Origin of the sequence: Thiobacillus sp. 65-1402, assembly GCF_001897685.1 — a bacterium.
Classification (GTDB): Bacteria; Pseudomonadota; Gammaproteobacteria; order Burkholderiales; family Thiobacillaceae; genus Thiobacillus.
Genome location: NZ_MKUG01000084.1, coordinates 1 through 13870 on the forward strand (window position 1 = coordinate 1; position 13870 = coordinate 13870).

At 67.0% G+C, this 13870-nt stretch carries 15 protein-coding genes; 9 read left to right on the plus strand and 6 right to left on the minus strand.

What is annotated here, in order from left to right:
- A partial coding sequence (locus tag BGO62_RS06965) for a ferredoxin--NADP reductase (protein WP_296640620.1) occupies nucleotides 1-498 on the plus strand: 498 nt, incomplete at its 5' end.
- Between the two features lie 42 nt (nucleotides 499-540).
- Here BGO62_RS06965 and BGO62_RS06970 read toward each other — a convergent pair.
- The 4 genes from BGO62_RS06970 to BGO62_RS06985 all read right to left on the minus strand — a co-directional run bounded on the left by BGO62_RS06970 (nucleotide 541) and on the right by BGO62_RS06985 (nucleotide 4222).
- Entirely contained in the window at nucleotides 541-2556 is a 2016-nt protein-coding gene (locus tag BGO62_RS06970; RefSeq protein ID WP_296640621.1) for an alkaline phosphatase family protein, read from the minus strand.
- A 303-nt stretch (nucleotides 2557-2859) separates the two neighbouring features.
- Entirely contained in the window at nucleotides 2860-3246 is a 387-nt protein-coding gene (locus BGO62_RS06975; protein WP_296640623.1) for a hypothetical protein, read from the minus strand.
- Nucleotides 3247-3296: 50 nt separating this feature from the next.
- The gene (locus BGO62_RS06980) at nucleotides 3297-3899 is read right to left on the minus strand and encodes a glycine zipper 2TM domain-containing protein (protein ID WP_296640626.1); all 603 of its coding nucleotides are present in this window, start codon (nucleotides 3897-3899) and stop codon (nucleotides 3297-3299) included.
- 38 nt (nucleotides 3900-3937) lie between these two features.
- Nucleotides 3938-4222: a hypothetical protein gene (locus tag BGO62_RS06985; protein ID WP_296640628.1), complete on the minus strand. Its 285-nt coding sequence runs from the start codon at nucleotides 4220-4222 to the stop codon at nucleotides 3938-3940.
- A gap of 153 nt (nucleotides 4223-4375) precedes the next feature.
- Here BGO62_RS06985 and BGO62_RS06990 point away from each other — a divergent pair, with 153 nt between their 5' ends.
- Both BGO62_RS06990 and BGO62_RS06995 read left to right on the plus strand, forming a co-directional pair.
- Nucleotides 4376-5074 carry a response regulator gene (locus BGO62_RS06990; RefSeq protein ID WP_296640631.1) on the plus strand — a complete coding sequence of 233 codons (699 nt, stop codon included), beginning with the start codon at nucleotides 4376-4378 and terminating at the stop codon, nucleotides 5072-5074.
- On the plus strand, nucleotides 5071-6366 hold the full coding sequence (locus tag BGO62_RS06995; RefSeq protein WP_296640635.1) for an ATP-binding protein: 1296 nt from the start codon (nucleotides 5071-5073) through the stop codon (nucleotides 6364-6366). The genes BGO62_RS06990 and BGO62_RS06995 overlap by 4 nt, the downstream gene beginning before the upstream one ends.
- On the opposite strand, the gene BGO62_RS07000 is transcribed toward BGO62_RS06995, so the two are convergent.
- Complete coding sequence (locus tag BGO62_RS07000) at nucleotides 6359-6514, minus strand: hypothetical protein (RefSeq protein WP_296640638.1); 156 nt, start codon at nucleotides 6512-6514, stop codon at nucleotides 6359-6361. The two genes, BGO62_RS06995 and BGO62_RS07000, sit on opposite strands and share 8 nt — an antisense overlap.
- Nucleotides 6514-6666: a hypothetical protein gene (locus BGO62_RS07005; protein WP_296640639.1), complete on the minus strand. Its 153-nt coding sequence runs from the start codon at nucleotides 6664-6666 to the stop codon at nucleotides 6514-6516. The genes BGO62_RS07000 and BGO62_RS07005 overlap by 1 nt, the downstream gene beginning before the upstream one ends.
- Before the next feature lie 273 nt (nucleotides 6667-6939).
- Here BGO62_RS07005 and BGO62_RS07010 point away from each other — a divergent pair, with 273 nt between their 5' ends.
- The 6 genes from BGO62_RS07010 to BGO62_RS07035 all read left to right on the plus strand — a co-directional run.
- Nucleotides 6940-8898 carry an ATP-binding cassette domain-containing protein gene (locus tag BGO62_RS07010; RefSeq protein ID WP_296640644.1) on the plus strand — a complete coding sequence of 653 codons (1959 nt, stop codon included), beginning with the start codon at nucleotides 6940-6942 and terminating at the stop codon, nucleotides 8896-8898.
- Nucleotides 8899-9060: 162 nt separating this feature from the next.
- On the plus strand, nucleotides 9061-9984 hold the full coding sequence (gene glyQ / locus BGO62_RS07015) for a glycine--tRNA ligase subunit alpha (protein ID WP_296640647.1): 924 nt from the start codon (nucleotides 9061-9063) through the stop codon (nucleotides 9982-9984).
- Nucleotides 9981-12086, plus strand: a complete 2106-nt coding sequence (gene glyS / locus BGO62_RS07020; protein WP_296640650.1) for a glycine--tRNA ligase subunit beta — start codon at nucleotides 9981-9983, stop codon at nucleotides 12084-12086. The genes glyQ and glyS overlap by 4 nt, the downstream gene beginning before the upstream one ends.
- 31 nt (nucleotides 12087-12117) lie before the next feature.
- Nucleotides 12118-12660, plus strand: a complete 543-nt coding sequence (gene gmhB / locus BGO62_RS07025; protein ID WP_296640653.1) for a D-glycero-beta-D-manno-heptose 1,7-bisphosphate 7-phosphatase — start codon at nucleotides 12118-12120, stop codon at nucleotides 12658-12660.
- Nucleotides 12657-13379 (plus strand): lysophospholipid acyltransferase family protein, encoded by a 723-nt coding sequence (locus tag BGO62_RS07030; RefSeq protein WP_296640656.1) that lies wholly within the window; start codon nucleotides 12657-12659, stop codon nucleotides 13377-13379. Before gmhB ends, BGO62_RS07030 begins: the two co-directional genes overlap by 4 nt.
- A gap of 4 nt (nucleotides 13380-13383) precedes the next feature.
- Nucleotides 13384-13870: YgjP-like metallopeptidase domain-containing protein (locus BGO62_RS07035; RefSeq protein WP_296640658.1), on the plus strand; the 487-nt coding region annotated here is incomplete at its 3' end.

The following is a 13870-nucleotide window of genomic DNA, read 5'->3' on the forward strand; positions in this document are numbered from 1 at the left end:
CCCGGCGACAGCGTGTGGGTCAACAGCAAGGCGACCGGCTCGCTCACGCTCAACCATGTGCTGCCCGGGCGCACGCTGTACATGCTCGCCACCGGCACCGGGCTGGCGCCGTTCATGAGCCTGATCCGCGACCCCAAGCTCTATGCGCGCTATGAGCAGGTGGTGCTGGTGCATTCGGTGCGCACGGCGGCCGAACTGGCCTACCGCGACGAGATCGAGGCGCTGGACAATGCCCGGCTGCATTACGTGCCGACGGTGACGCGCGAGCCTTTCCCCACCCCCCAGCGCGGCAGCGACCTGTTCCGATCCGGCGGTCTGTCGCAGCGTCTCGGCCTGCCGGCGCCGGACCCCGGGCAGGACCGGGTGATGGTCTGCGGCAATCCGGACATGACGCGCGAACTGACCCGCTATCTCAAGGACGCTGGCTGGACGCCGACCAATCACCGCGGAATCGGCAACTTCACCACCGAACTCGCGTTCGTCGTTCACCACGAATAAGCCGGCGTCCCCGCCCGGCGGGTTTCGGGAACCGCGCCGGGCTTAGCGGCTGCCGGCCCGCTCCCGCGACTCGGTCTCGACCGAAGCGGGGATGCCGGGCGTCCGCTGCGCGGGCGGAAGCTGTTCTTCGTCGCGATACAGGCCATGGCGAAACACGTGCGCCGCATGCTGATAGAACGCGGTCGCCTCCTGCTGCAGCGCCGGGTCGGCGCGCGGCGCCACGGGCAGGTTCTGCGCATTGACGGCGAAGACTTCCGCCTTGCGCCGGGGTTGCAACACGGCGAGGCGGCCGTTTTTCAGATAGCCCAGCGTCTGGTAGTTGGCGACGAAGGCGCGGTCGCCCGCTGGCGGGGCGTGCAGGATATCCCGCCCGAAGAACTTGCTGTAGTAGCGCATCCCGAGCATGCCCAGCAGCGTGGGCGCAATGTCGATCTGCGACATGAGCCGGTCCACCCGCTGCGGCTTGAGGTGCTTGGGCGCATAGAAAAACAGCGGAATCCGGTACTTGTCCACCGGGATGTTCACCGTGCCGCGCGCATTGGCGCCATGGTCTGCGGTGACGACGAACAGGGTGTCGTCGAACCAGTCCTGCTTGCGCGCCTCGGCGAGCAGATGGCCGATGGCGTAGTCGGCATACTTCACCGCGCCCTCGCGCCCGCTGCCGGAGGGGATGTCGATACGGCCCGCCGGATAGGTGTAGGGACGATGATTGCTGGTGGTCATGATGTGCACGAAGAATGGCCGCGAGCCCTCGCCGCGCTGCGCCGAACGATGGATATGGCCGAGGCTGTCGAGCACGTGGTCGAACAGGAACTCGTCCGCCACGCCCCAGATATTGGCGAAGCCGATGCGTTCGGCGGGAATGTCGGTGCGATCGATGGTGCGGTAGTCGTTGCGATCGAAGAAGGCATTCATGTTGTCGAAGTAGCCGAAGCCGCCGTAGGCGAAGCGCACGTCGTAGTTGAAATCCTCGAGCACGCTGCCGAGCGAGAACAGCTCCTCATTCCTCGGGCGCCGCACGATCGACTGGCCGGGCGTCGGCGGCAGCGCCAGCGCCAGTGCCTCCAGGCCGCGCACGGTGCGGTTTCCGGTGGCGTAAACGTTCGAGAACCACAGGCCTTCCCGTGCCAGCCGGTCCAGGTTCGGCGTCAGGCCGCGCCGGTCGCCATAGGCGCCGAGAAATTCCGCGCCCATGCTTTCGATGCTGATCAGCACGACGTTGAGACGCTGCGGCGCCGCGGCCGGCGGGATCAGCCGCTCCACTCCCCCGGCAGGCTGCTTCTCCAGCCACGTGCCGCCGTCCTGCGCCAGCGTGCGGCGCACGATGGCGAAAGCCTGCTGCGGCGGCAGCGCGGCATAGAAGCGTTCGAAATCCAGCTCGTTGCGGCGGTTGGCGGCGAAGAAGGAATAGATGCCATTGCCGGCCAGTTCGTTGACATGATCGCTGGCGCTGCGGTTCTTGAGATCGCCATCGAGGCCGGCGGCCAGCCCCGCCACCGCGGCCACCCAGGCGCCGGCCCAGAGCAGACGGGAACGCCAGGGCCAGGGCGCGCGGGCTGCGGCATAGATGCGGCGCATGAAGGGCAGCCACCACAACACCGCCAGGACCGCGAGTCCGGCGAGGACCTTCCCGACCGGATAGCTCTCGCGGATGTTGCCGATGACCTCGTGCGAATAGAGCAGATAATCGACGGCAATGAAATTGAAGCGGGCGCCGAACTCTTCCCAGAAGAACCACTCCGCCACTGCGGTCAGCAGCAGCACGAAGGTCAGCGCGATCAGCAGCGCCATGCCGGCTGCGCGCATCACATGCCAGCGCGCGAAGCGGTCCGGCATCAGCGCCAGCAGCAGGACCAGCGGCGCCGTGAAATACGCGGCCGCCGCCAGATCGAACAGCAGGCCGAAGCCGAAAATCTGCGCATAGGAAACGATGCCCGGCGGAATGTTCACCTCCGGCCGCGTCATCAGGACAAGGCGGGTCGCCATGGCGAACACTATCAGGGTCAGGGCGAGGGCGAAAGCGGGGAGCAGGCGCTGCGGGGGGGAGACGATCGGCATGGGCGGGGGGCAGTTCCGGGCAGGGGGAGGCATCGTATGCCAAGTCGGCGCGGCGCTCCAGCCGGACACAGCGGAATCAGAGCCGGTCCGCGAGAAACGGTTCACTGCAGCCGGTCAACCATCGTGCATGCCGGCAGCGCTCCCGCCGGCATGCACGATTGAGACGGCCGGGCAATGTTTGAACCCGGCCGTGTTTTTCGCGCCGTCGCGCGCGTCTGGCTGCGCTGACCTGCAAAGCCGCTGCAAACGCCATCGGGCCGAATCAGCAAAGCCGGGTCAGGGAAGCCCGGACCCGGTTGCGGTTCAGCCGCGGTCGTGGCGGTGGTGCTCGCGATGTCCGCGATGCTCGTGGCGACCGTCGTGGCCGTGGCGCCAGTCGTCGCGGCGATGATTCCAGTCGCGCTGCCCATCGCGGCCGGACCGGTAATCGCGGTAGTGGTGGACATGCTGGACGCGATGGCGCGGGGGCAGCACGATGGTGCGGCCGGGATGGTATGGCGTGTGCGTCCAGTAACGGCTGCCGCCGGACTCGTACAGCACGCGGAAGCCGTCGTGATGGTGGCTGCCAAACGAGACGGTGAACCGGGGTTCGACCGTTATCACGCGGCCGTGACCAGGGTTGCCGCCATGGGCGAAGCTGGCGCTGGAGGCGGTCAGGAGGGCGGTTGCAATCAGCAGGGTGCGTAGCATGGTTCTACTCCTTTCAAGATCGGAATGCGGCGCCAGCGCGTAGCGCGGCGTCAATCGTTCCAGCCGTTGCGGCTGTTGTTCCAGCGCCCGCCGCGCTGATCCTCGGCCACGGAGAAACTCACATTCAGGGTCAGCCAGCTGCCCGGGTCGTAAGGCAGACGGGTGCTGTATTCGCGATCCTGGAAGCGGTAGCGCACGTCGTAGCCGCTGATCACCTGACGGTAGTCGTCGTGGGTGCGGCAGCGCTCCACCTGGCGCGGGCGCGATTCGTAGCGATTGCCGCCGTCGTTCCAGCGGTCGCCCACCACCGCGCCGGTGGCTGCGCCGACCGCGGCGGCGGCGACCTTGCCGTTGCCCTTGCCGGCCGTAGCGCCGATAAGGCCGCCGGCGATGGCGCCGAGCACGGCTCCTCCCGTATTGCTGCCGTCGCGGACGCTGCGCGTGTCATAGCCGACGGTTTCGGTCCAGCATTCGCGGCGCGGCTCGTTGATGGTGTCGTAGACCGGGGTGCTGGCCAGGACTTTGGCGCGGGCGGTGAAGCCGTCGCCGTCGCCGCGGCCGTGACCGGCCTGTGCGGCGCCGCTGACGGCGAGCAGGGTGGCAAGCAGCAGGCGCCTGTGTCCTTGGGTGCGCTTCAGGGAACGTGCATTCATCGTGATTCTCCTTGTTCAACAGTGCATTCAGTGCAAATTCAGCGACGGCCGCGGGGACGGCTGTCCGGCCCGGTCTGTTCCTGCTGGCGGCGTTCGTAGCCGTAGCCGTAACCTTGCGGTTCGTTGCGTTCGGCCTCGCGTCTCGGCGCGCGGCGCTGATCGGGCTTGCGGGCGTCGCGCCGATCCTGGCGCGCTTCGTCGCCGCGGTCGCGCATGGCCACGATGTAAGCGTCATCCATGAAATCCGGTGCCGCGTGAACCGGGATGGCCATGGCCAGTCCCAGTGCAGCCAGTCCGATAATCCAGGTTTGCCGTGTGTCCATCGTGATCTCCATTTCCGTGGCCGCGTTGTTTCGCTTCCACGCTTCGCAGTTTGGTTGAGGAAGGTAAGCGCACTGTTTCACGCCAGGGCGATTTTGTAACAGTGTGTAACCGGGATGGGAATAGCCCGCCATCCCCGCTGCTATAGTTGCCGCATGCAAAAAAGCACCATTTATGTCACCGACGACGATCCCGGCATCCGCGAACTGGTGGCCGAATACCTGAGCAGCCAGGGCTACGCGGTCGAGACGGCGGAGGACGCCGTCTCGCTCGACCGCCTGCTGAGTGTCCGGCTGCCCGAACTGCTGGTGCTCGACTGGATGATGCCGGGCGAGGATGGCCTGTCGGTGGCGCGGCGGCTGCGCGCGCAGCCGGGTTTTCCGCCCATCATCATGCTGTCGGCCAAGGGCGAGGACATCGACCGCATCATCGGCCTCGAGGTCGGCGCCGACGATTACCTGCCCAAGCCGTTCAACCCGCGCGAACTGCTGGCGCGCATCCGCGCGGTGTTGCGGCGGCAGGGCGGCGCGGCCGAGGCGGGCAGGGTGGTGCGCTTCGGCCCGTTCAGCGTCAACCTCGAGGCGCGCACCCTCAGCCGCGACGGCACCGAGATTCCGCTGACCGGCGGCGAGTACGAACTGCTGGAAATCTTCGTCACCCACGCCAGCCGCGCGCTGTCGCGCGACTGGCTGATGGATCAGTTGCGCGGCTTCGAGCGCGACCCGTTCGACCGCAGCATCGACGTGCGGGTGAACCGCCTGCGCAAGAAAATCGAGGACGATCCCGCCAACCCGGCCTACATCCGCACCCAGCGCGGGCAGGGCTACTTGTTCGTACCGCAGGGCAAGGGGTGAAGCCCGTTGCCCGCTCGTTGTACGCCCGCACCGCGCTGACGCTGGCGCTTGCCTTCATCGTGTTCCAGGCGGCGGCGTTCTGGGTGGTGTATCGCACCCTGATCGTGCCGGTGGCGGAGCGCTCGGCCGACGACCTGGCCGGATTGATCGTGCTGTCGGCGCAGACCTGGGTGGAGTTGCCGCCGCCGACGCGTGCCGCGTTCGAGCGCGAACTGGCGCGACGTCATGGCCTGCGCCTGACCACCGCTGCCACCGCCGCCGCCGCAGATGCCCCGCAATTCGCCTTTCGCGCGCAGATCGAAGCCGCATTGAGCCGCCGGGTGGGCGGGCCCATCGTGCTGCGCGGGGTGCCGGGGACGGCGGCGGCGTGGCTGGATATTCCTCTGGGCGGACATGATCTGCACGCCGGATTCTTCCCCGATCGCTATGCCGTCAAGCCGCCGCTGGCGGCCATCGCGGTGATTGCGGTGGGCGCGTTCCTCAGCCTGCTGACCGCCCTGTTTCTGGTGCGCCGCCTCACCGTGCCGCTGGCGCGGGCGGTGCAGGCGGCCAGCCAGGTGGGCGCGGGCGAACTGCCCGAGCCCTTGCCGGAAACCGGCCCGGCCGAGCTGGCCGAACTGGCCCGTCGTTTCAACCGGATGGCGGCCGAGGTGCGCGACCTGCTGGATAACCGCACCACCTTGCTGGCGGGGATTTCGCACGACCTGCGCACCCCGATGACGCGGCTGCAGCTCAACCTGGAAATGCTGCGCGATGCCCCCAGCGCGGCGCGCATCGACCGCGCGGTGGCCGATCTGGCCGACATGAACCGGCTGATTACGGGCTACCTGGAGCTGGCGCGCACCACGCAGGCCGAAATGAAAGTGCGTTTCGACCTTGCGGGTTTGCTGGAAGAGGTCGCGGCCGATGCCGGCCTGTCGTGGCAGGGCGCCGTGCCGTGCGAGATCGAGGCCGGCCGGCTCGCGATGCGGCAAATCGTCACCAACCTGGTCCAGAATGCGCAGCGTTATGGCGGCGGCACGCCGGTCGAGCTGGCGCTGGAGTGCACCGGCAAGCTGGCGCGGGTGATCGTGCGCGATGCCGGCGCGGGGATTCCCGACGATCAGCTGGAAAAAGTGTTCAGGCCGTTTTACCGGCTCGAGGCATCGCGTTCGCAGGCTACCGGCGGAACCGGACTGGGACTGGCGATCGTGCGGCAGCTGGCGGAAACCAATGGATGGACCGTGTCTCTCAAGAACCGTGCGGCAGGCGGTCTGGAGGCGACGCTGGAAATTCGCCGGGGAGTCAGATGAAGTGTGCGGTGGCGCGCCGCAGTATCCGGAGTTCGATGAACAGCAGCGTCAGGCTGAACATCGACATGCGGCGGGTGCTGCCGCTGAAGAATCCCAGCGGCGAGCGCGACAGGCCGACGCTCACGCTGGTGGCCTTGCCCAGCTGCATCAGGCGGCCGACTGCCGGGCAAACAGGGAAAACTGCACGAACAGCAGCGACAGGCTGGTGAGGCTCATGCGCTCGGTCTGACCGTGGAACCAGGCAAAGGGCGAGGAGCTGAGTTCGAGAACCAGTTGCTTGTGGCCGAATTGCAGTTTCATGATGCGCTCCTTGGTGAAGGGTTTGCCTGAGTACCTGCAATGCCTGTGCCACCTGGGCAGGCCGCGGCGCGGGTTGGGAAAGCGCCGATAAAACAAGCCGTTGCAAACCATTTCCCGCACATGCGGGCAGGCGGCATGGCGCGGATTGACGGAAAGTCGTCAATCCGTGTCGAGGCGGCCGACAGTCGGCACCCGCCGGGGGGAGGACGGCGTCAGGGTAGAATCCGGCTTTCGATTTGGGCGGGGCGCATCCTGCGTGCCGCGTCTTCTTGCATGATCATCCTCAAGAATCTCAGCCTGCGGCGCAGCGCCAAGGTGCTGCTCGACAACGCGTCGGTGTCGATCAACCCCGGCGAAAAGGTCGGCCTGGTCGGCCGCAACGGCGCCGGCAAATCCAGCCTGTTCGCGCTCTTGAACGGCAGCCTGCACGAGGACCGCGGCGATTTTTCCATGCCGGCGCAGTGGCGCATGGCGCAGGTGGCGCAGGACATGCCGGAGACTGCCGAGTCCGCGACCGATTTCGTCATCGCCGGCGATACCCAGCTGGCCGAGGCGCAGGCCGAGGTCACCGCCGCCGAGGCCAGCGACGACGGCGAGCGCATGGCGCACGCCTACATGGCGCTGCACGACGCCGGCGCCCACGACGCGCAGTCGCGCGCGCAGGCTTTGATCCTCGGCTTGGGCTTCCAGGTGCGCGAGTTGAATCAGCCGGTCAACAGCTTCTCCGGCGGCTGGCGCATGCGCCTGCAACTGGCGCGCGCGCTGATGTGCCCGTCCGACCTCTTGCTGCTCGACGAGCCGACCAACCACCTCGATCTGGATGCGCTGGTGTGGCTGGAAGCCTGGCTGAAGAAATATCCCGGCACCATGCTGGTGATCAGCCACGACCGCGAGTTTCTCGACGCGGTGACCAACGTCACCATCCATATCGAGAACGGCCAGCTCACCCGCTACGGCGGCAATTACAGCACCTTCGAGGACATGCGCGCCGAGCAGATGGCGCTGCAGCAGGCAGCGTTCGCCCGCCAGCAGGACAAGATCGCCCACCTGCAGGCCTTCATCAACCGCTTCAAGGCCAAGGCCAGCAAGGCCAAGCAGGCGCAAAGCCGGGTCAAGGCGCTGGATCGCATGGAAAAGCTGGCGCCGATGCTGGCGAGTGCGGACTTCACCTTCGAGTTCAAGGAGCCACAGAACCTGCCCAACCCCATGCTGACCATCGACGACGCCAGCTTCGGTTATCCGCCGCCGGCAGAGGCGCCTGCTGGAACGCCGCCGACGGTGATCGTGCAGCACGTCAGCAAGTCGGTGTTCGCCGGCCAGCGCATCGGGATTCTGGGCGCCAACGGCCAGGGCAAGTCGACCCTGGTGAAGACCGTCGCGCGCACCCTGCCGGTGGTCGCCGGCGCCGTGACCGAGGGCAAGGGCCTCAACATCGGCTACTTCGCGCAGCAGGAACTCGACGTGCTGCGCCCCCTGGATACCCCGCTGGAACACATGATCCGCCTCGCCCGCGACACCATCGCCAACGGCGGTGCCGGCCAGTTCAGCAGCCGCGAGCAGGACCTGCGCAATTTTCTCGGCACCTTCAACTTCAGCGGCGACATGGTCAAGCAGGCGGTCGGCACCATGAGCGGCGGCGAAAAAGCGCGGCTGGTGCTGTGCATGATCGTGTGGCAGCGCCCCAACCTGCTGCTGCTGGACGAACCGACCAACCACCTCGATCTGGCCACCCGCGAGGCGCTGGCGATGGCGCTGAACGAATTCGAAGGCACCCTGATGCTGGTCAGCCACGACCGCGCCCTGCTGCGCTCGGTGTGCGACGAGTTCTGGCTGGTCACGCGCGGCGGCGTGGAGCCGTTCGACGGCGATCTGGACGACTATCAGCGCTATCTGCTGGAGGAGGGCAAGCGTCTGAGGGAAAGCCTGAAGGAGGCCGGCAAGGCCGCCGAACCGCCCAAACCCTCGCCGGCGCCGGTGGCGGAGAAGCGCGCGGTGCCGAGCGGCAAGCTGAAACCGCTGAAGCAGAAGCTGGAGAAGCTCGATAAAAGCATGGCTGCGCTGCAGGCGGAAAAGGCGGCCTTCGAAGCCCGCCTGGGTGAAGCGCTTTCCGTTGAGCAGATTACCGAAACCGGCAGGCAGCTTCAGCACGTCATTGACGAGCTGGCGATTGAAGAGGGGGAGTGGCTGGAGGTGTCGGAGGAGATTGAAGCGCTGGAAGCGGCAGGCGCATAGGCCTGTTTCCCCTTGGCAAAATCCTGGGAAAGTTGCCGGTCGTTGGTCGGGCTATCCCCGGCCAACGGTCAGCCGCCCGGCACCACCCCCGACTAGGACCAGCAACGAAACCCCCTCCAACCACGCTAAAATGCGCCTTTCCCGAAAAGCCGTTAATTCCCCGTGAAACCCACCTTTCAGGACATCATCCTCACCCTGCAACGCTACTGGGGCGAGCGCGGCTGCGCGCTCTTGCAGCCCTACGACATGGAAGTCGGCGCCGGTACCTCGCACACCGCGACCTTCCTGCGCGCGCTCGGCCCCGAGCCGTGGAAGGCGGCTTACGTGCAGCCGAGCCGCCGCCCCAAGGACGGCCGCTACGGCGACAACCCGAACCGGCTGCAGCACTACTACCAGTTCCAGGTGGTGCTGAAGCCGGCGCCGGCGGACATTCTGGAGCTGTATCTCGGCTCGCTCGAAGCGCTGGGTTTCGACCTCAAGAAGAACGACGTGCGCTTCGTCGAGGACGACTGGGAAAACCCCACGCTGGGCGCCTGGGGGCTCGGTTGGGAGGTGTGGCTGAACGGCATGGAAGTCACCCAGTTCACCTATTTCCAGCAGGTCGGCGGCATCGACTGCAAGCCGATCACCGGCGAAATCACCTACGGCCTGGAGCGCCTCGCCATGTACCTGCAGGGCGTGGAGAGCGTGTTCGATCTTGTATGGACCGAGGGGCTGACCTACCGCGACGTCTACCACCAGAACGAGGTCGAGCAGAGCGCCTACAACTTCGAGCACAGCGACGTCAATTTCCTGCTGACCGCGTTCGCCGCGCACGAGAAGAAGGCGCAGGAACTGATGGCGGCGCAGCTCGCGCTGCCGGCCTACGAACAGGTGCTGAAGGCCGCGCACACCTTCAACCTGCTCGACGCGCGCGGCGCCATCTCGGTGACCGAGCGCGCCGCCTACATCGGGCGCATCCGCAACCTGGCGCGGGCGGTGGCCAGAAGCTACCTCGACAGCCGTGCGCGGCTCGGCTTCCCGATGGCGCCCAAGGCATGGGCGGATGAAGTCATCGCACAACTCGACAAGAAGGCGGCGGCATGAGCGCACAGAATCTGCTGGTTGAACTGTTCATCGAAGAGCTGCCGCCCAAGGCGCTGAAAAAACTGGGCGAGGCCTTCGCCGCCGCGCTCGCCGAAAGCCTGGCCGCGCAGGGGCTGGCCGCTGCCCACGCTGCGGTCGTCAGCTTCGCGTCGCCGCGCCGCCTCGGCGTGCACGTCGAAGGCGTGCTGGCACGCGCGGCCGACAAGCCGGTGTCGACCAAGCTGATGCCGGTCGGCGTCGGCCTCGACGCGGACGGCAAGGCCACGCCCGCGCTGCTGAAGCGCCTGGCCGCGCTGGGTGCGGACGAATCCGCGGCGGCCAGGCTGCGGCGTGAAGGCGAAGGCAAGAACGAAGCGCTTTTCCATGACAGCATCGCGCCCGGCGCCACGCTGGCGGATGGCCTGCAAAAGGCCATCGAAGCCGCGATGGCGAAGCTGCCTATCCCCAAGGTGATGACCTACCAGCTTGCCGACGGCTGGAGCAGCGTCAACTTCGTGCGCCCGGTGCACGGGCTGGTCGCGCTGCACGGCGCCGGCGTCGTGCCGGTGACGGTGCTGGGGCTTGAAGCTGGCCGCGAGACCCAGGGACATCGCTTCGAGGCGCGCGTCAGCCCGGTGTCCATTCAAAACGCGGATAGCTACGCCGCTCAATTGAGGGACGAGGGCGCGGTGATCGCGAGCTTTGCCGAGCGCCGCGCCGAGATCGTGCGCCAGCTCGCGGCCGCCGCGGCGCCGCTCGGCCTCGTGCCGGTCGAGGACGCCGCCCTGCTGGACGAGGTCGCCGCGCTGGTGGAACGCCCCAACGTGCTACTCGGCAAGTTCGATGAAGCCTTCCTCGAAGTGCCGCAGGAATGCCTGATCCTCACCATGAAGGCGAACCAGAAATACTTCCCGCTGCTGGATACGGCGGGCAAGCTGACCAACCAGTTCCTCATCGTCTCCAACATCTCGCCGGCCGATGCCTCCGCCGTGATCCAGGGCAACGAGCGGGTGGTGCGCCCGCGCCTGGCCGACGCCAAGTTCTTCTTCGACCAGGATCGCAAGAGGACGCTGGATTCGCGCGTGCTGGGGCTGGCCAAGGTGGTGTACCACAACAAACTCGGCACCCAGGGCGAGCGGGTGACGCGGGTGCAGGCGATTGCCCGTGCCATCGGCCAGCAGATCGGCGGCGAGGCGCTGGCGCTGAAGGCCGATCAGGCCGCATTGCTGGCCAAGGCCGATTTGCTCACCGACATGGTGGGTGAATTCCCCGAACTGCAGGGCATCATGGGGCGCTACTACGCGCAGCACGACGGGCTGGCCGACGACATCGCCTTCGCCATCGAGGACCACTACAAGCCGCGCTTCGCCGGCGACGCACTGCCGCGCAGCGACGTCGGCGTGTGCGTGGCGCTGGCGGACAAGCTGGAAACGCTGGCGGGGATGTTCGGCATTGGCGAAAAACCCACCGGCGACAAGGATCCGTTCGCGCTGCGCCGCCATGCGCTGGGCGTCATCCGCATGCTGATCGAGAAGAACTTGCCGCTGGGCCTGAGCGATCTGGTCAATATCGCCTTCGCCGGTTTCCCGCAGGGATTGCCGGGACAGGCGCACACCGATGTGTCCCTGTTCGTGTTCGAGCGTCTCAGCGGCGCGATGCGCGAACAGGGCTATTCTGCGAACGAGGTCGATGCGGTGCTGAGCCTGAATCCGGCGCAGATTTATCTGGTGCCGAAGCAACTGGAAGCGGTGCGCATCTTCGCCGCATTGCCCGAAGCCCCCGCGCTCGCCGCTGCGAACAAGCGCGTCGGCAACATCCTGAAGAAAGCCGAGGGCGAAGTGGGTGCGACGGCCGATCCATCCCGTTTCGTCGAGGCGGCGGAAATGGCGTTGTTTGCCGCGCTCGGCGAGATCGCACCGCGTGCCGACGCGGCCTTCGATTCGGGCGACTACACGGCCTCGCTGCAGGCGCTCGCCGCGCTGAAAGCCCCGGTCGACGCCTTCTTCGACCATGTCATGGTCAACGCCGACGATCCCGCGCTCAAGGCCAACCGGCTGGCGCTGCTGAACCAGCTGCACCGGACCATGAACCGGGTTGCGGACTTGTCGCGCCTGGCGGCGTAAACTGGAACCTCGGAACGGCAGGAATCAGGCCATGAAGCTCATCATTCTCGACCGCGACGGCGTCATCAATTTCGACTCCGACCGGTTCATCAAGTCGCCGGACGAATGGAAGCCGATTCCCGGCAGCCTGGAAGCGATCGCGCGGCTGACGCGCGAGGGCTGGCGCGTGGTGGTGGCGACCAACCAGTCGGGGCTGGCGCGCGGGCTGTTCGAGATGGCGACGCTCAACGCCATCCACGCCAAGATGCACAAGGCGGCGGCGCAGGCGGGCGGGCGCATCGAGGCGGTGTTTTATTGCCCGCATGCGGCCGAGACGAACTGCGGCTGCCGCAAGCCCAAGTCGGGCTTGTTCAACGAGATCGCCGCGCGCTACGGCCAGGATCTGCAGGACGTGCCCGCCATCGGCGATTCGCTGCGCGACCTGCTGGCCGCGGCCAGCGTGGGCGCCCGGCCGTTGCTGGTGCGAACCGGCAAGGGCGAAAAAACCCTGGCGGCGGGCAACCTGCCCGACAACACGCCGGTATTTGCCGACCTGAGCGAGGCCGTCGACCACCTGCTCAAGGCGGCGGCATGAACCTGATCCGTTCGCTGGTTTTCATGGTTCTGCAAACCGCGCTGACGGTTTTCTTCAGCACCATTGCCTTGCTCAGCTTTCCGTTTTCGGCGCATACGCGTTACCGGATGATTACCGGCTACAACCACAGCGTGATCTGGCTGGCGCGCTGGGTGCTCGGCATCCGCTATGTGGTGAAGGGGGCTGAAAACCTGCCGCACCGGCCTGCCGTCATTCTCGCCAAGCACCAGTCGGCGTGGGAAACCGTGGCGTTTCTGTTCCTGTTTCCGCCGCTCTCGCCGGTCATCAAGCAGGAGCTGCTGAACGTGCCGTTTTTTGGCTGGGCATTCCGGATGCTCTCGCCCATCGCCATCGACCGCGGTGCCGGGCGCGAAGCGCTCAAGCAGATCGTCGCCCGGGGCAAGGAAAAAATCGCGCAGGGATTCTGGGTGCTGGTGTTTCCCGAAGGCACGCGCGTCGCCCCCGGCGAAAAAGGCCGCTATGGCATAGGCGGCGGCTGGCTGGCGGCGGAAAGCGGCGCCCCCATCGTGCCAGTGGCGCACAACGCGGGCGAAGTGTGGCCGAAAAATGCCTTCATCAAGCGTCCCGGCACCATCACCGTCAGCATCGGCCCGGCCATCGAAACGGCCGGCAAAAGCGCGGCCGAACTCACCCGCACGGTCGAGGCCTGGATCGAGGCCGAAATGGCGAGGCTGCCCCCTGCTGCCGCACGCCAATAACGGGGTGCTGCAGCTCGGCGCCATCGCGGTGCCGTTTGCGCTCAAGCGCTCGCGCCGCCGCCGCACCCTCGGCCTGACGGTGACCGCGCGCGAAGTGCGCATTCATGCGCCGAGCTGGACGCCGCGTGCCGAGATCGAGCGTTATGTCGTGCTGCAACACGGCTGGCTCGCTCGCGCCTGGGCACGGATGCAGGCGCGCACATCGCGAGCGGGGGCGCCCGCCGCGAACGAAGTGCGTTATCTGGGGCGCGTCCTTGCACTCGATATCCGGCCTTCATTGTTCAGCGAGGTGCGCCGCCATGGCGGCACGCTGCGCATCCATGCGCCGCACGGTGCCGACGCCGCATCCCTGGTCCGCGACTGGCTGCGAATCCGTGCCGAACGTCTGCTGGCCTGGCGGCTCGCGCGCATCGCCCGCAAACTGGGGCGCAGGCCCAGCCGTTTTGCCCTGTCCAACGCGCAAACCCAATGGGGCAGCTGCACCCGGCACG